This is a genomic window from Brucella sp. RRSP16 (assembly GCF_052246815.1).
GTDB lineage: Bacteria > Pseudomonadota > Alphaproteobacteria > Rhizobiales > Rhizobiaceae > Brucella > Brucella intermedia.
In genome coordinates this window covers 97,985-118,990 of sequence record NZ_JBQQAM010000006.1, presented here as the reverse complement: position 1 = coordinate 118,990, position 21,006 = coordinate 97,985, and the positions used below count along the sequence as shown (strand labels likewise).

The window sequence follows — 21,006 nt, the reverse complement described above, 5'->3', positions numbered from 1 at the left end:
AAAAGGTGCGTGAACAGGGTTCACCCTGTTCCCAATCCGTTTGCCGTGCAACAACGCGCCCTTCGTCATTCCTGCCTGTCCTGTTGGAGCTTGCGGCTCCCAATATTTTGGTGGCTTCTGCCTTTCCAATGATCGGTGACGCCTGTTTGTGGCGGGAAATGGGCAAAATCTACCATAGCTCTTTTTAGCCTAAAGCATCGGTAAAGACTGTTGCTAATTGACAACAAACCGGCTGTTGTTGCGGCCGAAAATCCGCTCCTGTTGACGCCATCGACACGAGCCCGCAGTCTGTCTCAATCAAGGATGCAAGGGAGTCGGGAGGCGCACCCATGAGCAGATACCGCCGTCCCTACAGACGTCCCTATCGCCAGCCCCGCAAAAGCAATGGCATAAGTTTTCGCAGTATCCTTTTGACTATATTGCTTTTTTCTTTTTTAGCCGTGCTGATCGCCTATCTGCCGATCCGGTCAGCGCCCAGAGAGGCATTGGCGGGCCCGGTCTATGTGATCGACGGCGACACGGTAATCCTTGGCAAGATTCATATCCGCCTCAAGGGTATCGACGCGCCGGAGATGCAGCAGCAATGTATCCGGGCTGGAACGTCTTACGATTGCGGCCGGGAAGCCCGTAACCTGTTGCGATCCAGAATCGGCAAGTCCTCGATTCGCTGCGAGACGGAAGGACGGGATCAGTATGGCCGCGAACTGGCGCGCTGTTATCTTGGAGAAACCGATCTCAACGGCTGGATGGTCGAACAGGGCTGGGCCGTTTCCTATGGCGATTATCAGCGAGAGGAAAGAGATGCCCGCCGCGGCCAGCGCGGCATCTGGGCCGGAAAATTCGAGCAGCCGTCCCTGTGGCGCAAGGAACATCACGGCCCGAACGCTGAACAGCCAACCGAACCCAAACCGCCCCTGGCTGTAATCCGCGATGCGTTTACCTATATAAGGGAACACATTCGCACCTTCATTGAAATGATCTATCCCCAATGATCTATCCACAATGAACTATCCACGGAGCTGATGGAATTCATGGAAAAACTGGACGAGCTGAAACACTCGATCCGGGCCTGCCGTATCTGTCGCGACACACCGCGGTTTCCACCGCCCCTGCCGCACGAGCCCAATCCCGTCTGTATCGTCTCGGATACCGCGAAAATCGGCATTTGCAGCCAGGCTCCCGGCATTCGCGTCCATAACACATCGTTGCCGTTCAACGACCCCTCCGGGGATCGCCTGCGGCAATGGCTCGGCGTGTCACGCGAAGAGTTTTATGATCCGTCGCGCTTCGCCATCGTACCGATGGGCTTCTGCTTCCCGGGCTATGACAAACATGGCGGCGATCTTCCGCCGCGCCGCGAATGCAGCCAGACGTGGCATGACCGCGTTTTCGCCGCGATGCCGCAGCTGGAATTCATTCTGGTGGTCGGGCAATACGCCCTTGCCTATCACCTGCCCGACTATCGGGGCCGCAATCTGACCGAGACCGTCAGGAACTGGCGGCATTTCATGGAGACGCCCAATCAGGCGGGGCGAATCGCGTTGCCCCTGCCTCACCCTTCCTGGCGCAACTCCGGCTGGCTCAAGCGAAATCCGTGGTTCGACGCTGAAGTGGTGCCTGTTCTTCAGGCAAAAGTGCGACACCTCATCGGCGACGATAAATAATTTTTACTCCATTCGTTTTCATCAGAATATTTTTCCTGTAACTTCCGGTCATTGCGAACCATAAGGTATGACGTTTCACCTATTCGCAAAGTTCGGGAAACGATTTCTAAAACCGGGAACGGAAACGCATGGACAGGCTCGACAGGAAGATACTGCGCTTATTGCAGGAAGACGCGACACTTGCGGTGGCAGACGTTGCCAAGAAAGTTGGCCTTTCCACGACGCCGTGCTGGCGCCGCATCCAGAAGCTGGAAGAAGATGGCGTCATCAAGCGGCGTGTGGCCATTCTCGATCCGGTTCGCGTCAATGCGCGGGTAACGGTGTTCGTATCGGTGCGCACAAGCTCGCACAGCCACGAATGGCTGAAGCGCTTTTCCGAAGTGGTTCAGGAATTTCCTGAAGTCATCGAATTCTACCGCATGAGCGGTGACGTGGATTATCTGCTGCGCGTGGCCGTGCCGGACATTGCCGCTTATGACGCCTTCTACAAGCGCCTGATCAGCAAGATCGAAATCCGCGACGTGTCGTCGTCCTTCGCCATGGAGCAGATCAAATACACGACCGAACTGCCGCTCGACTACATGGTGCTCGACAAAGACAACAACTAGAGCAGCTCCAGTTAAAACGGAATCGTGGAACCGCTTCAAATATTTGTTTTGTCGCATTCAAGCATTTGTTTAAAAGAAAAGCCCGCTTGATAGCGGGCTTTGTTGATGGCGTGGCGACCGTTATTTCGAGCCGGATATTCCAGCCTGTTCGAACGTCGCCATACCGCCATGGCACAGTGCCGCCGCCTTGACGATACCGGCTGCGAGCGCAGCACCCGTCCCTTCTCCAAGGCGCATTCCCATGTCGAGCAGCGGCTGCTTACCCATCTTCGCGAGAAGCTTGCGATGGCCCGGCTCGGCGGAAACATGACCGAACAGGCAATGATCGATGGCTTCCGGATTGGCGGCATAGAGCACCGCCGCAGCAGCGCTTGCCACGAAGCCGTCGACGATGACCGGGATTTTTTCCATGCGCGCCGCGAGGATCGCGCCAGCCATGGCAGCGATTTCACGGCCACCAAGGCGGCTCAAAACCTCCAGCGGGTCCTGCAGATGCGCCTGATGGAGCGCAACCGCCTTGCGCACGGCGGCAAGCTTGCGCTCAAGCAATTCACCCGTCGAGCCTGTGCCGGGCCCAACCCAGTCTTCCGCCGTTCCGCCGAAAAGCGCCAGCGCGATGGCCGCCGCAATCGTGGTATTGCCGATGCCCATTTCGCCGATGCACAGGAGGTCGGTTCCACCGGCAATTGCTTCCATGCCGAAGGCCATGGTCGCGGCGCAGGTGCGCTCATCCATGGCCGGCTCTTCCGTTATGTCGCCCGTGGGATGTTCCAGCGCCAGATCGAAAACTTTCAGCCCCAGATCGTTGGCGATGCAGATCTGGTTGATCGCAGCGCCCCCGGCGGCGAAATTTTCGACCATCTGTGCCGTCACGCTCGGCGGAAACGGCGTGATGTTCTTGGCCGTGACGCCATGATTGCCGGCAAACACCGCAACCAGCGGGCGATTGATCTGCGGCGTGCGCTTTCCGGTCCATGCGGCAAGCCATGCCGCGATCTCTTCCATGCGCCCCAGCGAACCTGCGGGCTTCGTCAGCGTAGCCTCACGCTCGCGAACGGCCCTTTCCGCCCCCAGATCAGGCCCCGGCAGATTGCGGATCAGTTCCCGGAAATCGTCAAAAGGTAGGCCGCTGGCGCTCATAGGTTCAGTCCAATCAAAGATGGGAGATGTAAATTCGTGGGGCTCGTCCTATAAGCACTGACGCGAATTTTCAAATCACCTCTTTGAGTTGAAGCAACATTGAGGCGAATTATCGCGAAAATCCGGGTCGGAAACAAAGTGGAACAGTGACTTGCAGCGAAATAGTCTCCTTGGCGACACGATCCGCAGCCTCGGCTTTCTGAGCCGCCTGCCGCTTCCGCAACGCTGGTTTGAAAACGGCGATGATTCGTTGCCGCGCAATGCACGGGCCTTTCCGCTCGCGGGAGCCGTGCTGGGCCTGCTGGCAGGCATCGTGCTTTATGCGGCCCATGGAATGAACCTTCCGCCCCTGGCCTGTGCGCTGCTCGCGATTGGCGCGCTGGCGGCGATGACCGGCGCGCTACACGAAGATGGGCTGGGCGATACTGCCGATGGCTTTTTCGGCGCCTCTTCCGCCGACCGCAGGCTGGACATCATGAAGGATTCCCGCATCGGGACTTTCGCCGCGCTTGCCCTGATCGTCATTGTCGGTGTGAAAGCGTCTTTCCTGATGGCGATCATCGACCGCGCGGGCGCAGGATATGCAGTGCTTGCGCTGATCGGCTGCGAAGCGGCAAGCCGCGCTGGCATGCTTGCGTTCTGGCATGCGCTGCCCTCGGCGCGTCCGGGCGGGCTTTCCGACAGCGTCGGCCAACCGCAATGGGAGACCGTTGTTTGCGGCTCCGGCATCGGGCTGGCCGTTCTTGTCCTTACCCTGATACCTTCCGGCGGTTTCCTGTCGCTCATCAATGCGCTGGTGTTGGTGACCGTCCTGCTTTTCGGCTTCGCTCGACTTTGCATGGCAAAAATAGGCGGACAGACGGGAGATACTCTGGGCGCGGCACAGCAGATCGGTTCGATTGCCGTGCTCGCCGGGCTTGTCATGGCCCTTTGATGCAACCACATTGCATCCATGGATATGTCAACCATCGAATCCCCGTGCATATTGGTATGCACGATCGACACGGAAACCGGTTTCTGCCTCGGCTGCGCGCGGACGCTTGACGAAATCGCACGCTGGTCCAGCATGAGCGCGGAAGAGCGAACAGCCGTCCTGTCGCTTCTCGCCGACAGGCACGAAATCATCGTAGAAAAGAGAATTGGCTGATGGGGCGCTTTTTCTGGCTCATTATTGCGGCAGTCGCGGTTGTTGTCCTGCTGCTGATGTCCAACAATGACGGCGGCTCAACGCTGGGCATGGACAATGACGTGTTTGCCCGCGCCGCCTATCTGGGCATTTGGGGCGTCGTGCTTGCCGCCGGTCTGCTCGGTTCCGGTATCAAACTGACCGACTTTGCGCGCAACATGGCCGTTTGGGCCGTGATCATTCTCGCCCTCGTTGCGGGCTACCAGTACCGTTACGAGTTGCAGGACGTTGCAAGCCGGGTCACGGCGGGGCTGGTACCGGGAAGCCCTATTTCGGGCCGCAATGCCGATGGTGCGCTGACCGTAACGCTTGCAAAGGCTGCAAACGGCCATTTCGAGGTGAACGGACGTGTGAACGGAGCACGCGTTCACTTTCTGGTCGATACCGGCGCGTCCTCGGTCGTCCTGTCCCAGCAGGATGCGGAGCGCGCAGGCATAGACACCGCCTCGCTCAACTATTCCGTTCCGATCATGACGGCCAACGGCACGGCAAGCGCGGCAGTCATTACCATCGCCACCTTGCAGATCGGCGATATCGAACGCCAGAATGTGCGCGCCATGGTGACGAAGGAAGGGCTGATGACCGGCAGCCTGCTCGGCATGAATTTTCTGCAGACGCTCGGCGGTTTCACCGTCCGTGGCGATCAGCTTATTCTGATCGATTAAGCTGCTTCTGCTGCCGCTTCGGTCACGACGGCATGGGCCTGACGCAGCACATCGCTGGTTGCCCCCGGCTTGGTGGCATCCGTCGAAAGGATTTGCCGCCAGCGCCGCGCACCCGGTTGTCCGGTAAAAAGCCCGACCATATGGCGGCTCACATGCGACAGCCTGCCGCCCGCCGCGATATGGCGATCGATATAAGCGCACATCTCGTCGATGATGTCTGCCATCGAGGTATCGCGCTGTTCGCCGCCATAAAGGCGCACATCCACCTCTGCCAGAAGTTCAGGATTGTGATAAGCGGCGCGACCGAGCATCACAGCGTCGACTGTCTGCAAGTGTTGCTCCGCCTCGTCAAGCGTATTGATGCCGCCGTTAATGCCGACGAAGACATCGCCGAGCCGCTCCTTGAGGCGATAGACGCGATCATAGTCGAGCGGCGGAATCTCGCGGTTCTCCTTCGGCGAGAGCCCTTTCAGCCAGGCCTTGCGGGCATGAACCCAAAGCGCATCCGCTCCCGCGTCAAGCGTCATATCGGCCAAAGTATCGAGCGCAACCTCCACATCCTGAGCGTCAACGCCGATGCGGCATTTGACTGTGACGGGCACGGAAACCGCCTCCTTCATGGCTGAAACGCAACGCGCCACCACATCCGGGATCTGCATGAGGCAGGCTCCGAATGTACCGGACTGCACGCGATCCGACGGGCAGCCGACATTGAGATTGATTTCGTCATAGCCGTAATCGGCGCCGATCTTCGCCGCCTCTTTCAGCTTTGCCGGGTCGGACCCGCCAAGTTGCAGCGCCACGGGGTGTTCAGCTGCATCGAAGCCCAGCAACCGGTCACGCGGGCCATGGATGATGGCATCCGCCACGACCATTTCGGTATAGAGCAATGCATGGCTGGAAAAGAGCCTGTGAAAATAGCGGCAATGCCGGTCCGACCAATCAATCATAGGCGCGACGGCAAAACGAACGTTCGGATAGTTGCGGTTTTTTGATTTTATTTCAGTCATTTATACAACAATCCTGAGAATGCGATTCAGTCGCGGTCGGCGCTTTCGACATTTATTCAAGTTCGGAAGGGTGCCAAAAGCCACAATTGATCGAAATGATCAAGTTTCGCCGCTATCGGGGCCACCAGCGCTTTATATAGTGAGGCGCAGAAAAAATTCACACCAGAGACAAACTCTCGTCGCTCCACGACTGTCTTCTCGTCCAAGACGCACTATGATTGAGTGCAGAAGCATTCCCGATTCTCATCTTGCTAGAGCATTTCCTGTTTTGATTGAATCGTTGGAAATGCTCTATCTTTCTGTTTTAAGCATGTCTTTATCCCGAAACCGGTTCCCACTTTCGGGCGACATGCTCCAGTTCAAGGAAATTCGGCGTGACCTCCTTTTCCCCTTTCGGCAAATCATTCGATGCGTTTCTGTTCGACATGGACGGCACGATATTGAGCTCCATTGAGGCAACCGAACGGGTGTGGAGCGAATGGGCGATACGCCATGGCATCGATCCGGTTACATTCCTGCCGACCATCCACGGTGTTCGGGCAGTGGAAACCGTCCGCCGCCTTGCCCTGCCCGGCGTTGACCCGATCCGCGAGGCGGAAATATTGCTTCAGGCCGAAATGGCCGATCTGGACGGTATCGCGCCCATCGATGGCGCGCATGAGTTTCTGAGCGCGCTGCCGGAAGACCGCTGGGCGATTGTAACCTCCGCGCCGCTCGAACTGGCGCGCCGTCGCGTCGCGGCGGCGGGATTGCCGATGCCCAGGACCATCGTGTCAGCCGAAGATGTCGAGCGCGGCAAGCCGAGCCCCGAATGCTTCCAGCTTGGCGCGAAGCGGCTTGGATTCGATCCGCACAACTGCCTTGTGTTCGAGGATGCGCCAGCCGGTATCGTTGCCGGAGAAACCGCCGGTGCGAGCGTTGTCGTGGTAACCGCGACGCATCCGCATTCGCCCCAGACTTCCCATCTCAGCATCCAGAGCTATCGCAATCTGCAGCTCGATATCCTGAGCGAGGGCAGGCTGGGGCTGGAACCGACAGCGCCAGACCCTGTGGGCTAAATAACCCGCCGCCCCTCGCGCCAGACGGTGCGGATGATCGGAACGTGATCGGCGATCTGCACGCGGACGAGGTCGGCCCGCTTGCCGGCAACGATCTCGCCGCGATCCTCCAGCCCCACCGCGCGCGCAGGATTGGCGGAAACCAGACGAATGGCCTGCGGCAAGGAGATGCTTTCCACGACATCGGCGAGGAAAAAGGCCGATTGCATCATGCTGGCCGGGATATAGTCCGACGATATGATGTCGAGATTTCCGGCCTCGGCCAGTTCACGCGCGGAGACATTTCCAGAATGCGAACCGCCGCGCACCACATTCGGCGCGCCCATCAAAACCGACATGCCGGAAACTTTTGAAGCCTTGGCAGCCGTGTGGGTCGTTGGAAATTCGGCAACGCGTATCCCCTGCGCCTGCGCCTCCGCCACATGCTCCACCGTCGCGTCGTCATGGCTTGCGAGAATAACCCCGCGCTGATGGCACAGTTCGGCAATCGCCTTGCGCGTCGGTGCGGAATATTGCTGCGACTGGCCGATACGGCGCTCGCAATAGAGCCTGAACTCTTCTTCCGAGAATTTCAGCTTGCGGAGGAAATAGGTCTTGTAGCTTTCGATATCGGTAAACTGGCGCTGCCCCGGCGCGTGATCCATCAGGGACACCAGCCTGACCAGCGGCTGGTTGCCGAATTTTTCAAAGGCCGGAAGGCAATCCGGTGCTGAAACCTCGCAGCGCAGATGCAGGAAATGGTCGGCGCGCAAGCGCCCCGCCGCGCGGCCCTCGGCAATTGCCGAAGAAAGCTTGCGCATATCGTCGATACCCGTTTCGGCGTCGTCATCGAAGCCGATGCGCAGGGCGTCGAAAACGGTGGTGATTCCCGAGGCGGCAATCTGTGCGTCGTGGGCCTGCACGGCGGCAATCGGGTTCCAGCGCACTTTCGGGCGCGGCGCATAATGCCCTTCGAGATGATCCGTATGCAGCTCGACCAGACCGGGCGTCAGGAAGTCGCCGTCCATATCCTCGCCGCTACTGGATGCACCGGCGGAAATATCGGCGATCCTGCCATCCACGAGCTTCAGGGAACCGAGGACAACGTCGTCGGCCAGCACGATGCGTGCGTTGCGCAGAACCGTTTCATTTCCCATTGGTTACGGCCTCCCAACCGCTCGTGAGGCGCGAGCCGATGCCGCCTTGCCGCCTGTCAGTGGATGCAGCGAATGAATCTGGAAAGGCGCCCCTTTCTCAGGTTCCACGAACAGGGCGAGATTCGCAACCTCCACGGCGTCATCCAGCAGCGGCGTGAAGAATTCATCCAGCGTCCGCTCCACGCGAGCGCGGTCTTTCTCCTCCACCGGTCCGGTCAGGGTCATGTGAAAGCGGAATTCCTCAAAAACATAAGGATAGCCCCAGCGCTCGATATTGTGCCGCTGCGCCTCGCTGAGACGTTCCGGCCGTCGCCTGGCTATTTCCGCCTCGGTGAGCGGGGCGCGAAACCGGTCGAAGGCAACCACGACATCGTTGGCGAGCTGGTTCAGCTCGGCCACCGGTTCTTCGGGCACAAGCGCGAAGAACGGCCCAATCGCGTGAAGCTTCAGGCGGGGAATCGTGACAGGCGACGCCGACGAAGCAAAATGCATCAACGCGGAAAGCAGATCGTTTTCCGTGTGCTTCTCATCCAGACGGAAGGGAGCCTTCATCGTCGCATGAAAGCCGTAGCGGCGCGGCTCTTCGGTCAGCTGGGCGATTTCATCGGTGGCAAGCGAGCGAATCGCAGGCATCTTTACCGGCTCGCCGCTGAACGCATTGCGTCCGAGCCAGTTTGCGGCAACCTTCAAAAGCGCATCGTTGGATGGCGGCGTGAAATAAATCGCATAACGCATGTCAAATCCTTAGGCGAGGTTCGCGACACGACGTCAGCGGAACTCCAGAATATCAGGCAATGCATCGCGCTTTTGAAAAGCTGTCCCGCGTTTGGGAGCGATGCGGTCGGCGGATGCTTACACAATGAATGTGGCAAGTCGATAAAGGTCGGATGACAGCTGACGAAATGCCGACAAACCAATTTTACATAGCCGCAAATTAGTATAGGCGTTAGCCCCATTGGAAGTGAGGAGACTGAAATGGGCGGATTTGCGTCTATCGGCGAATGCATGATCGAGCTTTCTGGCAATGAAGGCGACCAGTGGCGCATGGGTTTTGCGGGCGATACGCTCAACACTGCGTGGTACATGCGGGCGCTGATGGAAAAATCCTATCCCGTCGAATATGTGACCGCCTTCGGCGAGGACAGTTTCTCCCAGAAACAGCGCGTGTTCCTGACCTCCAACGGTATCGGTATCGCCCATAGCCCCATCATCGACGGGCTGCATCCCGGCCTTTATGCAATCACGCTCAACGGCGCCGAGCGCTCCTTCACCTATTGGCGCAGCGACGCCGCCGCAAGGCGTCTGGCCAGTGACCGCGAAGCGCTGGAAAAGAGCCTGACCGGCCGCGACATCATCTATTTTTCGGGTATTTCGGTCGCCATCATCCTGCCCGAGCATCGCCACACGTTCTTCGATGTCCTGCGGCAATGTCGCGCCGCCGGTTCGCGGATTGCCTTCGACCCGAATTTCCGCCACCAGCTGTGGCCGGACCGCAAGGCCGCGCAGGATATCATCAGCGAAGCAATGCGCATTGCCGATATTGCGCTTCCCACCTTCCCGGACGAACAGGCGCTCTTCGGCGACAAGGACGCCAGCGCGTGCGCTGATCGCCTTGCCGGGCTTGGCGTAAAAGAGATCGTCGTCAAGGACGGCACGGAACCCGCGCTCGTCGTCACCGGCGAGGAAAGAGTGCTCGTCCCTTCCGTCGTTGCGCAAGCGGTGGACACAACGGGCGCAGGCGACAGCTTCAACGGCGCCTATCTTGCGGCGCGGCTGAACGGGCTTGCCCCGGTGGAGGCAGCCCGCAAGGCGCATCTGGTAGCAGCCCGCGTGGTCGAGATACGCGGCGCGCTTGCCCCGATGGAAACCGCACGCGCCGCCTTTGCCGATTAGGGCGCGTTTCGATCTGACTGGATCAGTTCGGCGCTCTAATCCTTTGTTTTGACGCGCATCTTTTCCGAAACCCGCTTCACACTTTTCGGGATGCGCTCTAATCCTTTGTTCTGACGCGCATCTTTTCCGAAAACCGTTTCACACTTTTCGGGATGCGCTCTAATTATCTTTCGCGTGAAAAGCTGAAATGGCTGGTCTGGGCGTAAATCTCGCCCGGACGCAATATTGCCTGCGGGAAATACGGATATTCCAGCGATCCGGGCCATATCTGCGGCTCCAGGCAGAAACCCGCATGTTTTCCGTAGGGCTTGCCCATAAGGCCGATGCAGTCATTGGCCATGGTGTTGCCCGCATAGAACTGAACGCCCGGCTCCGTCGTCGATATATCGAGGCGAATGCCGGAGCGCGCGCCCTTCACTGACGCGCAGGGACGCAAGGGCCCGCGAGCCGCAGCCAGACAGAAATTGCTGTCATACTGGACCTGAGCGCCGTTCTCCTCGAAGCGAATCGGGCGGAAATCCCGGAAATCATATGGCGTCCCTTTGACCGGCAGCACGCGCCCGTCCGGAATGAGAGCTTCATCGACCGGCATATAGGCATCCGCCTCGATTTTAAGCTGGTGATCAAGAATATCGCCCTCGCCGCCATCATCGAGATTGAAGTAGCTGTGATGCAGCAGGTTGCAGACGGTCGTCTTGTCGGTCACGGCCTCCAGCCGCACGATGAGCGTTCCGTCCGCATTGAGCATGTAGGTGCAGCTTACATTCAGGTTGCCGGGAAAGCCCATTTCGCCATCGGCGGCCACCGTGGCAAGCGTCACGAAATCCGGCCCGGTCCCGGTTATCTTCCAGACGCGATTGCCCAATCCCTTGCTGCCGCCATGCAGGTTGTGGCGGCCCTGAAAATTCGGCTCGACCTCATAGGTCGTTCCATCCAGTGCAAAGCGGGCATTGCGGATACGGTTGGCCGAACGGCCTGCAATCGCGCCCAAATGCGGCGAATGCGCCGGATAATCGGCAAAGTCGCGATAACCGATCACCAGCGGGGCTTCGTGGCCCTCCATGCGCAAATCCTGGATGGCCGCGCCCCAGCTTATGATCCTGGCCGTCAGCGGGCCGTTGGAGATAGTGAGCCGGTGAACCGCCTGCCCGTCCGGTGCATACCCAAAGATTTCCGAATTCACGTTTGCCCGCCTGTAAATGATGCAGCGTTGAGTTGCCCATGAATCCGCATCCATGCGCGGGACGCAAGATGCAAGATGATCAAATAATGATTTTGAACAGAACTTGATCGATCAGGATGACAGATGAATTTCGGGCTGTTTTCCCGGAGGAAACTGATGTTATCATGGCGTGTAAATTATTGATTATTATGGCTAAAGACTAATTTAGAGGCTTTTCAAATGAAGTCGAATTTCCAGAAAGTCATGCCTTATATTTTCAGTGAAGAAGGCGGTTATGCAAACAACCCCGCCGATCCCGGCGGCGCGACCAATATGGGCATCACCATCGCCACCCTGTCTGCATGGGAGGGGCATCGCGTATCGCCGGAAGATGTACAGAACCTGACCGCGGCCACCGCAACGAAAATCTATCAGGCGCAGTTCTGGAACAAGATCGACGGCGACAACCTGCCTTCCGGCATCGACTATGCGGTGTTTGACTTTGCAGTCAATTCAGGCCCCGGGCGCGCGGCCAAGATGCTGCAAGGCGTCCTGGGGGTGCCGGAGGATGGCGTGATTGGCGCGAAGACGGTTGCGGCTGCGAGCATCCGGCCTGCCGGCGAGATCATCAATGCGTTATGCGACGCCCGTGCATCCTGGCTGAAAGGCCTGTCGACGGCTTCCACCTTCGGAAAAGGCTGGCTGGCGCGCGTTGAGCGGGTGCGAGCCCGCGCGCTGGCGCTGGCTGACAAGTCGCCCGTCCCTCGCCCGGTTGCCGCCCTGAACGATGTAGCGCCGACGAAAGCACGCCAAGGCGATACGGCGGTCACATCCGCTTTGATGCACCCGGAAGCGCTGGGTACGATGGGGAGCGCGGTATCGGGCCTCGCAGCGATCGTATCGGGGAACGGACCGGTTCAATATGCGCTGGCGATCGTCATGTTAGCCTGCGCCGCGGTCGGTCTGTGGTACTTTATCAGGCGGGTCAGAAACGAGCCCTGACCGCATCGCAATAACTCGGTTTTGAGAATATTTCCAAAACATGAGTTTGCCTTTATGTTGCGCTTCGCATGTTGCGCGCCTTATATGCGCTTTCGACAGACCGGTGCTTATGAAAGTATTATGACTTTCCCTATCACCGGAAAAACGCTAGACACGCGCAAACAGTCAGATGCGTGCCAACTGTGGCACCGCCATGAATAAAGGAATCGAAACTTGTCCTCTACTTTTGACAAAGTCGCCGACATCATCGCCGAAACCAGTGAAATCGACCGTGACACCATCACGCCAGACAGCCACACCATCGACGATCTGGGCATCGACAGCCTCGACTTCCTCGACATCGTCTTTGCAATCGACAAGGCTTTCGGCATCAAGATTCCGCTTGAGCAGTGGACCCAGGAAGTGAACGAAGGCAAGGTTCCGACCGAAGAATACTTCGTTCTCAAGAACCTCTGCGCGAAAATCGACGAGCTGGTCGCAGCCAAGAAAGGCTGATCCGGCACATTATATGGCGGTATTGAGGGGTGGACAGAAATGTTCGCCCTGATTCCGTTTCTGGAGCAGTATCAGCACCGACGGACAAACGGCACCCATGCAGAACAATAAAGTCGTCATCACAGGCATCGGCATCATCTCCTCGCTCGGCGAAGGGGTCGACGCGCATTGGAACGCTTTCTCGAAGGCCGGTTCCGAACCGCGTCTCGAAAAGCACGCCTTTGCGCCCTACACCGTTCACCCGTTGGGCGAAGTGGACTGGAGCCTGCAAATTCCAAAGCGCGGCGACCAGCGCCAGATGGAAACCTGGCAGCGCCTCGGCACCTATGCCGCAGGGCTGGCGCTTCAGGACGCAGGCATGAAGGACGATGAAGCGCTCTGCGCGACCATGGACATGGTCGTGGGCGCAGGTGGCGGCGAACGCGACATCACCGTCGACATGCAGATTCTGGACGAAGGCCGCGTCCGCAACGACCGCGGCGTCATGCTGAACGAAAAGCTCTCGACCGAACTGCGCCCGACGCTGTTTCTGGCCCAGCTTTCCAACCTGCTCGCGGGCAATATTTCCATCGTGCACAAGGTCACGGGTTCCTCGCGCACCTTCATGGGCGAGGAAGGTTCCGGCCTTTCGGCCATCGAGACCGCAGCCGCGCGCATCCGCACCGGCCAGAGCACCCATGCACTGGTTGGCGGTTCGTACAATGCCGAACATTTCGACATGATTCTCGGCCATGAGCTTGGCGGTCTGCTCAAGCATGACGGCTGGGCGCCGCTCTGGGAGCGCGACGGCTCGGCAGGCGGCGGCATGATCTCCGGTTCCGGCGGCGTCTTCCTCGTTCTCGAAAACGCCGAACATGCCGCAAAGCGCGGCGCCCGCGCCTATGCAGAAGTCGCCGGGATTGAAAGCGCACAGATCCGTCGCGACAATGCCGACCTTGCAAATGCCGTCCGCGAACTCGTGCTTGCCGCCAATGACGGCAAGAACCCGTCCTATGTCGTTTCCGGTGCTTCCGGTGCCCATGCGGCGACCGCCGCGGAGAAAACCGCGCTGGACGCTCTCTCGGCATCCTATCGCGGCATTTCCGGCCTGACCGGCCATTTGCGCGAGGCGCAGTTCCCGCTGGCACTGGCGCTTGCAGCCATTTCGGTCTGGAAGGGCGAGGCTTTCGCGCCGCTCGATGCCTTTGAAAAGGACGCCGGTGGCCCTGTCAGCGAGGCAATTGTCACCATCGTCGGCGCAACGCGTGCCGAAGGCGCAGCAAAGCTGGTGAGAGTATAAGATGACGAAATATACAGACCATCTCGGCCGTCCCATTGTCGCCATCACCGGCGCTGGCGTGGTTTCCTCGCTCGGTCAGGGCAAGGAAGACAACTGGGCTGCATTGACCAGCGGCAAGTCGGGCATCCACACCATCACCCGCTTTCCTACCGACAATCTCAATACGCGCTTTTCCGGAACGGTTGATTTCCTGCCGGAAAGCGATGTGGGCGCATCGGCGCTTTCCGAAGCGCTGGCCCGACTCGCCGGTGAGGAAGCCCTCGCCCAGTCCGGGCTTTCGTCGACCGATTTCGGCGGTCCGCTGTTCCTGGCGGCGCCCCCGGTCGAACTCGACTGGAAAAGCCGCTTTGCACTCGACGCAACCGTGAAGAATGAAGGCCCGGCAAGCTATCAGCTTCTGCTGGAAGCCTGCCGTCGCGCGCGTCAGGACGAACTCTTCAACACGACCCAGTTCGGCTATATCGCCGAACGCCTGTCGGAAGCTTTCGGCACGCGCGGCCTGCCGATCACGCTGTCGACCGCCTGTGCCTCGGGCGCGACTGCGATCCAGCTCGGGGTGGAAGCCATTCGTCGCGGCGAAAGCGACCGGGTTCTCTCTATCGGAACCGATGGTTCCGTCTCTGCCGAAGCGCTCATTCGCTTCTCGCTGCTGTCAGCCCTTTCGACGCAGAACGACAGGCCGGAAAAGGCTTCCAAGCCCTTCTCCAAGGACCGCGACGGCTTTGCCATGTCGGAAGGTTCCGGCGCACTGGTCATGGAATCGCTTGAAAGCGCAGTTGCGCGTGGAGCCAGGGTTCTGGGCATTCTGGCCGGTTGCGGCGAAAAGGCCGATGATTTCCATCGCACACGCTCCAAGCCGGACGCCTCGCCTGCCATCGGCACGGTGCGCGCCGCGCTGGCAGATGCGGGCCTGACCGAAGATCAGATTTCCTATATCAACGCCCACGGCACCTCGACGCCGGAAAACGACAAGATGGAATATCTGGCGCTCTCGACCGTATTCGGTGAAAGGCTTGCCTCCATCCCGGTTTCTTCCAACAAGTCGATGATCGGCCATACGCTGACCGCAGCGGGCGCCATCGAAGCCGTCTTCTCGCTTCTGACGATCCAGACCGGCACGTTGCCGCCGACCATCAATTACGACAATCCGGACCCGGCTATCCCGCTTGATGTCGTGCCGAATGTGAAGCGTCAGGCGGAGGTCTCTGCCGTACTTTCCAACTCGTTCGGTTTCGGCGGACAGAATACGAGCCTTGTTTTGGCGGCAAATCCGAATTAATCCGTCCGGCAACGAACTTAAATTCCTGATGATCCCGGAAGGCGGAAGCTCTCCGGGATCATGCCATGAAAGGAACAGCCCATGCGCGCCTTGCAGCTTCTTGATGATCGCCGCCTTGAAATCACCGATATCACACCCCCGCCTGCCCCCGGCATCGGCGAGGTGACGGTACGCATCAAGGCCGTAGCGCTCAACCACATCGACGTATGGGGCTGGCGCGGCATGGCGTTTGCCAAGCGCAAGATGCCGCTCGTCATCGGCGCGGAAGCTTCCGGCATCGTCGATGCCGTCGGCCCCGGCGTTTCCAATCTCCTGCCCGGCCAGCTTGTGTCGATATATGGCGCGCGCACCTGCGGTCTTTGCCGCGCCTGCCGCGAAGGCCGTGACAATCTGTGCGAGCATGTCGGCGGCGTGCATGGTTTCCATCTTGACGGCTTTGCCTGCGAAGCCGTGAACCTGCCTGCCCGCCTGCTCGTTCCGGCCCCTCCCGGCGTGGACGCCATCGGCGCTGCCGTTGCACCGGTTACCTTCGGCACGGTCGAACACATGCTGTTCGACAATGCCAAGCTTGAGCCGGGCGAAACCGTGCTCGTTCAGGCAGGCGGTTCCGGCATCGGCACGGCGGCGATTCAGCTTGCGAAGAAAATGGGCTGCACCGTCATCACCACGGTCGGCTCCAACGACAAGATCGAGAAAGCCAAGGCGCTCGGCGCCGATCACGTCATCAATTACCGCGAAGACCGCTTTGAAGGCGTGGTGCGCAAGCTCACCAAGAAGAAGGGCGTGGATGTGGTGTTCGAGCATGTGGGCGCGGACACATGGGCCGGCTCGATGCTGTGCATGAAGCGCGGTGCGCGCCTCGTCACCTGCGGCTCGACCTCCGGCGTTTCCACCAACATGAACCTGATGCAGCTCTTCCAGCAGCAGCTCAAGATTTTCGGCTCCTTCGGCTGCCGCATGGAAAACATGGCCGATGCGATGCAGAAGATGGCGCGCGGCATCGTGCATCCGGTCATCGACACCGTGGTCGGCTTCAACGATATCGACACGGCGCTGAAGCGCATGGAAGGCCGCGACGTCTTCGGCAAGATCATTCTTGAGATCGACTGAGCCGTAATTCCATGATGTTCAAGCTGAAACTTCTGCTCTTCCGCTGGACCCGCAAGCTGAAGCAGTTCAACTACTGGCTCTGGGCACAGGCCGTGTTTCTGCTGCTTGGCCTGCTGCGCCTGTTCCCGGCGAAGGCAGCGATCAGCTTTTCAGCCAGGGTGGCCCGTCTGGTCGGGCCGCTGACGCCGCGCCACAAGGTGGCGACTGATAATCTGCGTCAGGCCTATCCCGAGAAAAGCGACGCGGAAATCGAGGACATCGCCCGCGAAATGTGGGATTCGATGGCGCGCCTCTTCGCGGAATATATCTTCCTCGACGCGGTTTTCGATTTCGATCCCTATGCGACCAAGCCGGGGCTGGTCGAAGTGGAAGGCATCCCGATTTTCGAACGGCTGCGCGACGAGAAGAAGCCGCACATCTTCTTCACCGCCCATACGGGCAATTTCGAGTTGCTGCCCATCTGCGCCGCCACTTTCGGCCTGAACGTCACGGCGTTGTTCCGCCCGCCGAACAATCCCTATATCGCCGACAAGGTGCTGAAGGCCCGCCGCACAAATATGGGCCATCTGGTGCCGTCGAAAGCCGGTGCTGCATGGTCGCTTGCGCATATCCTCGATGAAGGCGGCAATGTCGGCATGCTGGTGGATCAGAAATTCCGCCGTGGCGTGCCGTCGACCTTCTTCAATCGTCCAGTAAAGACCAACCCGCTTCTGGCCAAGCTTGCACGGCAATATGATTGCGACGTCTATCCGGCGCGCTGCATCCGCCTTCCCGGCGGGCGCTACCGGCTTGAGCTTTATGAACGCATGGAACTGCCGCGTGACGACAAGGGCGAGATCGATGTTGCGGCGACTGCGCAGCTTCTGAACGATACCGTCGAGACATGGGTGCGCGAATATCCCGGCCAGTGGATGTGGTTCCACAAGCGCTGGGGATAGGATTCCCGCCCCTCATGTGCTAGGGGCTGGCCAAAGTTACGGAGATCACATATGCGCCCCATCGCCATCGCCCCGTCCATCCTTTCCGCCGATTTCGCCCGTCTGGGCGAAGAAGTCGATGCCGTGCTGGAAGCCGGTGCCGACTGGGTGCATATCGACGTCATGGACGGGCATTTCGTGCCCAACATCACTTTCGGCCCGCAGGTGGTGAAGGCGATCCGTCCGCGCACCGAGGCATTCTTCGATGCCCATCTGATGATTGCGCCTTGCGATCCCTATCTGGCGCCTTTTGCCGATGCCGGTTGCGATCTCATCACAATTCACGCCGAAGCCGGGCCGCATACGCACCGTTCGCTGCAATCGATCCGCGCTCTCGGCAAGAAGGCCGGTCTGGCGCTCAACCCGGCAACGCCTGCCGAAGCGCTGGCCAATGTCATCGAAGATGTCGATCTCGTCCTCGTCATGACGGTCAATCCGGGCTTTGGCGGACAGAAATTCATCGCCCCGATGCTCGACAAGATCAAGCGCGTTCGCGAAATGGTCGGTGACCGCCCTATCGACATTGAAGTGGATGGCGGCATCACGCCGGAAACCGCAGGCTCGGTCGTTGCCGCTGGCGCCAACATTCTCGTGGCCGGTTCGGCCGTCTACAAGGGCAATTCGGTCGAGAGCTACCGCGCCAATATCCAGGCGATCCGCGCCGCTGCCGAAGCTGCCCGCAAAAATTAACCCCCCTCTTTCTACAGGATGCACCCATGATCCCGCGCTATTCCCGGCCTGAAATGGTCGCCATCTGGTCGCCCGAAACGAAGTTCCGCATCTGGTTCGAGATCGAAGCCTATGCCTGCGAGGCGCTCGCGCAACTGGGCGTCATTCCAAAGGATGCAGCAAAGACGATCTGGGAAAAAGGCAGCGTGGCAAAGTTCGACGTCGCCCGCATCGATGAGATCGAGGCCGTTACGAAGCATGACGTCATCGCCTTCCTGACGCATCTGGCCGCATTCATCGGCCCGGACAGCCGTTTCGTGCATCAGGGCATGACCTCATCGGACGTGCTCGACACCACGCTCAACGTCCAGCTGGTGCGCGCTGCCGACCTGCTGCTCGCAGACATGGACCGCGTTCTGGAAGCGCTGAAGAAGCGCGCTTTCGAGCACAAGGACACGGTGCGCATCGGCCGCAGCCATGGCATCCATGCCGAACCGACGACGATGGGCCTCACCTTTGCGCGTTTCTATGCCGAGATGGCGCGCGGCCGCGCCCGTCTCGTTGCGGCGCGTGCGGAAATCGCAACCGGCGCCATTTCCGGCGCTGTCGGCACTTTCGCCAATATCGACCCGCGTGTGGAAGAATATGTCTGTGCCAAGCTCGGCCTTGAGGCAGAGCCGGTTTCGACGCAGGTCATCCCGCGCGACCGCCATGCGATGTTCTTTGCAACGCTTGGCGTCATCGCCTCTTCGATGGAAAACATCGCCATCGAAATCCGCCACATGCAGCGCACCGAAGTTCTGGAAGCAGAAGAATTCTTCTCGCCGGGCCAGAAGGGTTCGTCCGCCATGCCGCACAAGCGCAACCCGGTTCTGACCGAGAACCTGACAGGCCTTGCCCGTCTGGTGCGCATGTCGGTAACGCCCGCGATGGAAAACGTGGCTCTCTGGCACGAACGCGACATTTCGCATTCGAGCGTCGAACGCGCCATCGGTCCGGACACCACCATCACGCTCGATTTCGCGCTGAACCGTCTGGCCGGCGTGATTGAAAAGCTGGTGATCTACCCGGACAACATGCTGAAAAACATGAACAAGTTCCGCGGTCTGGTGCATTCGCAGCGCGTTCTGCTGGCGCTGACGCAGGCCGGCGTGTCGCGTGAGGATGCCTATCGTCTCGTACAGCGCAATGCCATGAAGGTCTGGGAACAGGGCGCCGACTTCCTTGAGGAACTGCTGGCCGACACGGAAGTGCGCGCCGCTCTTTCCGAAGACCAGATCCGCGAAAAGTTCGATCTCGGCTACCACACCAAGCATGTGGATACGATTTTCAAGCGCGTCTTTGGTTGAAGTGGCTCTGCCCACCCTCCCTCACCCTGAGGAGCCGTTGAAAACGGCGCCTCGAAGGGCTGAGGGAAACACTCCGCATGCCCTCGTCCTTCGAGGCTTCGCTTCGCTTCGCACCTCAGGATGAGGGGGGGAGCACGGAGACAAGAAAAAAGCCCCATGTTTATGAAAACATGGGGCTTTTTTACATTCTGAAGATCGCTGGCTACGCCTTGGTCTTGATCGTGTTGACCACATTGCCCCATGGGTCCACGAAGGTGCTGTCATTACCGCCGCGCGTATCTTCCAGTTCCACCCATGCGAGGCCGGTGCGATCCTCGTCGCGCTTGCCAGCACCGGCGCTCTGCCAGGCATTGGCCGCGATATGGTGATGGTAGCGCCCGGTGGACATGAACACTGCCCGGTCACCATAGGTTTGGACGGTTTCGAGGCCGAGTTCATTGTGCCAGAAAGTTTCGGCTTCATGGGCATTACCAACGCGCAGGTGAACATGGCCGACGACCGTGTTCTGCGGCGCAAAGGTCCATTCTCCGCCTTCCTGCTTGATGACATCGAGCAGATTGCCGACATCCAGCGGATCGGTGCTCATGGCCACACGATCACCATTCCACTGCCACTGGCTGTTGGGACGGTCCGAATAGATTTCGATGCCGTTGCCTTCGGGGTCGGTCAGATAGATCGCTTCGCTCACCTTATGGTCCGACGCCCCGCTGACCGGCAATTGCTTGTCGATGGCGCGGCGCGACCAGCGCGCCAGATCGCCACGGGTCGGCAGCAGGAATGCGGTGTGATAAAGACCGGCGCTGCGCGGATCGTCCGGACGGGCTGCTGAAAACTGCTCGATTTCCATCAGTTCGCGGTCGCCCGCGCCGAGAACGATCGACGCGCCACGGCGGGTCATCTCGCGCAAGCCCACGACATCACGGTAATATTCAGCCAGCGTTTCGGCGTCGCGGGCCTTGAGGCCGACGCGCGCCACTCGCATTGGCGTGGTCATTGCGAAAGGAAGTGGAGCGACAGGACGCCCGGTTTCGGCTGCCGCCGCTTTCAAATTCTGTGTCATATCGCTCTCCTTCGACGGCATTTCTGCGCGGACAGGAAGAATGTTGGCCATGACAGCAGTCCCGGCTGCGCCGAGCATCTTGCGTCTGCTGATTGCCATGTTGTTATCTCCGTCGCGTTTCAAATCTTGCCTAAACATCACCATTTGCGACATGTTTCACAAGATCGCGATCAGCGAACAGGCTGTTCATCATTCGCATGCCTTCCAGACCGGGCATACCGCAAGCACCGCTTGAAGAAGTGAGCAAGCCTCTCTAAATGGGAG

The 21,006-nt window shown here is 59.4% G+C and carries 22 protein-coding genes; 16 read left to right on the top strand and 6 right to left on the bottom strand.

Annotation, left to right across the window (positions count from 1 at the left end):
* The first annotated feature begins 329 nt into the window (after positions 1-329).
* The 3 genes from ACS5UA_RS11290 (at position 330) to ACS5UA_RS11280 (ending at position 2,272) form a co-directional block, all read left to right on the top strand.
* The gene (locus ACS5UA_RS11290; RefSeq protein WP_112669645.1) at positions 330-992 is read left to right on the top strand and encodes a thermonuclease family protein; all 663 of its coding nucleotides are present in this window, start codon (positions 330-332) and stop codon (positions 990-992) included.
* A 30-nt stretch (positions 993-1,022) separates the two neighbouring features.
* The gene (locus ACS5UA_RS11285; RefSeq protein WP_112669642.1) at positions 1,023-1,664 is read left to right on the top strand and encodes a uracil-DNA glycosylase family protein; all 642 of its coding nucleotides are present in this window, start codon (positions 1,023-1,025) and stop codon (positions 1,662-1,664) included.
* A gap of 128 nt (positions 1,665-1,792) precedes the next feature.
* The gene (locus ACS5UA_RS11280; RefSeq protein ID WP_006466649.1) at positions 1,793-2,272 is read left to right on the top strand and encodes an Lrp/AsnC family transcriptional regulator; all 480 of its coding nucleotides are present in this window, start codon (positions 1,793-1,795) and stop codon (positions 2,270-2,272) included.
* Positions 2,273-2,392: 120 nt separating this feature from the next.
* On the opposite strand, the gene cobT is transcribed toward ACS5UA_RS11280, so the two are convergent.
* The gene (gene cobT / locus ACS5UA_RS11275; protein WP_006471764.1) at positions 2,393-3,412 is read right to left on the bottom strand and encodes a nicotinate-nucleotide--dimethylbenzimidazole phosphoribosyltransferase; all 1,020 of its coding nucleotides are present in this window, start codon (positions 3,410-3,412) and stop codon (positions 2,393-2,395) included.
* A 151-nt stretch (positions 3,413-3,563) separates the two neighbouring features.
* On the opposite strand from cobT, the gene ACS5UA_RS11270 reads away from it, so the two are divergent.
* Genes ACS5UA_RS11270 through ACS5UA_RS11260 form a run of 3 tightly spaced genes read left to right on the top strand, consistent with a single transcriptional unit; the run spans position 3,564 to position 5,263 of the window.
* Positions 3,564-4,346: an adenosylcobinamide-GDP ribazoletransferase gene (locus ACS5UA_RS11270; RefSeq protein WP_112669640.1), complete on the top strand. Its 783-nt coding sequence runs from the start codon at positions 3,564-3,566 to the stop codon at positions 4,344-4,346.
* An 18-nt stretch (positions 4,347-4,364) separates the two neighbouring features.
* Positions 4,365-4,559, top strand: a complete 195-nt coding sequence (locus ACS5UA_RS11265) for a DUF1289 domain-containing protein (RefSeq protein ID WP_100651154.1) — start codon at positions 4,365-4,367, stop codon at positions 4,557-4,559.
* Complete coding sequence (locus ACS5UA_RS11260; RefSeq protein WP_006466645.1) at positions 4,559-5,263, top strand: TIGR02281 family clan AA aspartic protease; 705 nt, start codon at positions 4,559-4,561, stop codon at positions 5,261-5,263. Before ACS5UA_RS11265 ends, ACS5UA_RS11260 begins: the two co-directional genes overlap by 1 nt.
* Here the strand turns inward: ACS5UA_RS11260 and dusA are convergent.
* Positions 5,260-6,273, bottom strand: coding sequence for a tRNA dihydrouridine(20/20a) synthase DusA (gene dusA / locus ACS5UA_RS11255; RefSeq protein WP_112669638.1), 1,014 nt, complete (start codon positions 6,271-6,273; stop codon positions 5,260-5,262). The two genes, ACS5UA_RS11260 and dusA, sit on opposite strands and share 4 nt — an antisense overlap.
* Positions 6,274-6,647: 374 nt before the next feature.
* Here dusA and ACS5UA_RS11250 point away from each other — a divergent pair, with 374 nt between their 5' ends.
* Entirely contained in the window at positions 6,648-7,331 is a 684-nt protein-coding gene (locus ACS5UA_RS11250; protein WP_443101315.1) for an HAD family hydrolase, read from the top strand.
* Here ACS5UA_RS11250 and ACS5UA_RS11245 read toward each other — a convergent pair.
* Entirely contained in the window at positions 7,328-8,467 is a 1,140-nt protein-coding gene (locus ACS5UA_RS11245; protein WP_112669633.1) for an alpha-D-ribose 1-methylphosphonate 5-triphosphate diphosphatase, read from the bottom strand. The genes ACS5UA_RS11250 and ACS5UA_RS11245 overlap by 4 nt on opposite strands.
* Positions 8,468-8,470: 3 nt before the next feature.
* Positions 8,471-9,202, bottom strand: coding sequence for a DUF1045 domain-containing protein (locus ACS5UA_RS11240; RefSeq protein ID WP_006471770.1), 732 nt, complete (start codon positions 9,200-9,202; stop codon positions 8,471-8,473).
* Between the two features lie 240 nt (positions 9,203-9,442).
* Here ACS5UA_RS11240 and ACS5UA_RS11235 point away from each other — a divergent pair, with 240 nt between their 5' ends.
* Entirely contained in the window at positions 9,443-10,360 is a 918-nt protein-coding gene (locus tag ACS5UA_RS11235; RefSeq protein WP_112669631.1) for a sugar kinase, read from the top strand.
* Positions 10,361-10,523: 163 nt separating this feature from the next.
* Here the strand turns inward: ACS5UA_RS11235 and ACS5UA_RS11230 are convergent, their stop codons facing one another.
* Positions 10,524-11,543, bottom strand: coding sequence for an aldose epimerase family protein (locus ACS5UA_RS11230; protein ID WP_112669772.1), 1,020 nt, complete (start codon positions 11,541-11,543; stop codon positions 10,524-10,526).
* A gap of 219 nt (positions 11,544-11,762) precedes the next feature.
* On the opposite strand from ACS5UA_RS11230, the gene ACS5UA_RS11225 reads away from it, so the two are divergent.
* From ACS5UA_RS11225 to purB, 8 genes are all read left to right on the top strand, one after another.
* Positions 11,763-12,524, top strand: coding sequence for a glycoside hydrolase family 108 protein (locus ACS5UA_RS11225; protein ID WP_112669629.1), 762 nt, complete (start codon positions 11,763-11,765; stop codon positions 12,522-12,524).
* A gap of 213 nt (positions 12,525-12,737) precedes the next feature.
* Positions 12,738-13,019 (top strand): acyl carrier protein, encoded by a 282-nt coding sequence (locus tag ACS5UA_RS11220; protein ID WP_006466638.1) that lies wholly within the window; start codon positions 12,738-12,740, stop codon positions 13,017-13,019.
* A 97-nt stretch (positions 13,020-13,116) separates the two neighbouring features.
* Positions 13,117-14,298 carry a beta-ketoacyl-ACP synthase gene (locus ACS5UA_RS11215; RefSeq protein WP_112669627.1) on the top strand — a complete coding sequence of 394 codons (1,182 nt, stop codon included), beginning with the start codon at positions 13,117-13,119 and terminating at the stop codon, positions 14,296-14,298.
* A gap of 1 nt (position 14,299) precedes the next feature.
* Positions 14,300-15,577 carry a beta-ketoacyl-ACP synthase gene (locus ACS5UA_RS11210; RefSeq protein ID WP_006471775.1) on the top strand — a complete coding sequence of 426 codons (1,278 nt, stop codon included), beginning with the start codon at positions 14,300-14,302 and terminating at the stop codon, positions 15,575-15,577.
* Positions 15,578-15,658: 81 nt separating this feature from the next.
* Entirely contained in the window at positions 15,659-16,687 is a 1,029-nt protein-coding gene (locus tag ACS5UA_RS11205) for a zinc-binding dehydrogenase (protein ID WP_100651182.1), read from the top strand.
* 11 nt (positions 16,688-16,698) lie between these two features.
* Positions 16,699-17,625, top strand: coding sequence for a lipid A biosynthesis lauroyl acyltransferase (locus ACS5UA_RS11200; protein ID WP_006471777.1), 927 nt, complete (start codon positions 16,699-16,701; stop codon positions 17,623-17,625).
* Positions 17,626-17,676: 51 nt separating this feature from the next.
* Positions 17,677-18,354 (top strand): ribulose-phosphate 3-epimerase, encoded by a 678-nt coding sequence (rpe, locus tag ACS5UA_RS11195; RefSeq protein ID WP_006466634.1) that lies wholly within the window; start codon positions 17,677-17,679, stop codon positions 18,352-18,354.
* A 26-nt stretch (positions 18,355-18,380) separates the two neighbouring features.
* The gene (gene purB / locus ACS5UA_RS11190) at positions 18,381-19,682 is read left to right on the top strand and encodes an adenylosuccinate lyase (protein ID WP_266030303.1); all 1,302 of its coding nucleotides are present in this window, start codon (positions 18,381-18,383) and stop codon (positions 19,680-19,682) included.
* 202 nt (positions 19,683-19,884) lie between these two features.
* Here purB and ACS5UA_RS11185 read toward each other — a convergent pair whose 3' ends face one another.
* Entirely contained in the window at positions 19,885-20,841 is a 957-nt protein-coding gene (locus ACS5UA_RS11185; RefSeq protein ID WP_021585031.1) for a VOC family protein, read from the bottom strand.
* Positions 20,842-21,006 lie beyond the last annotated feature (165 nt).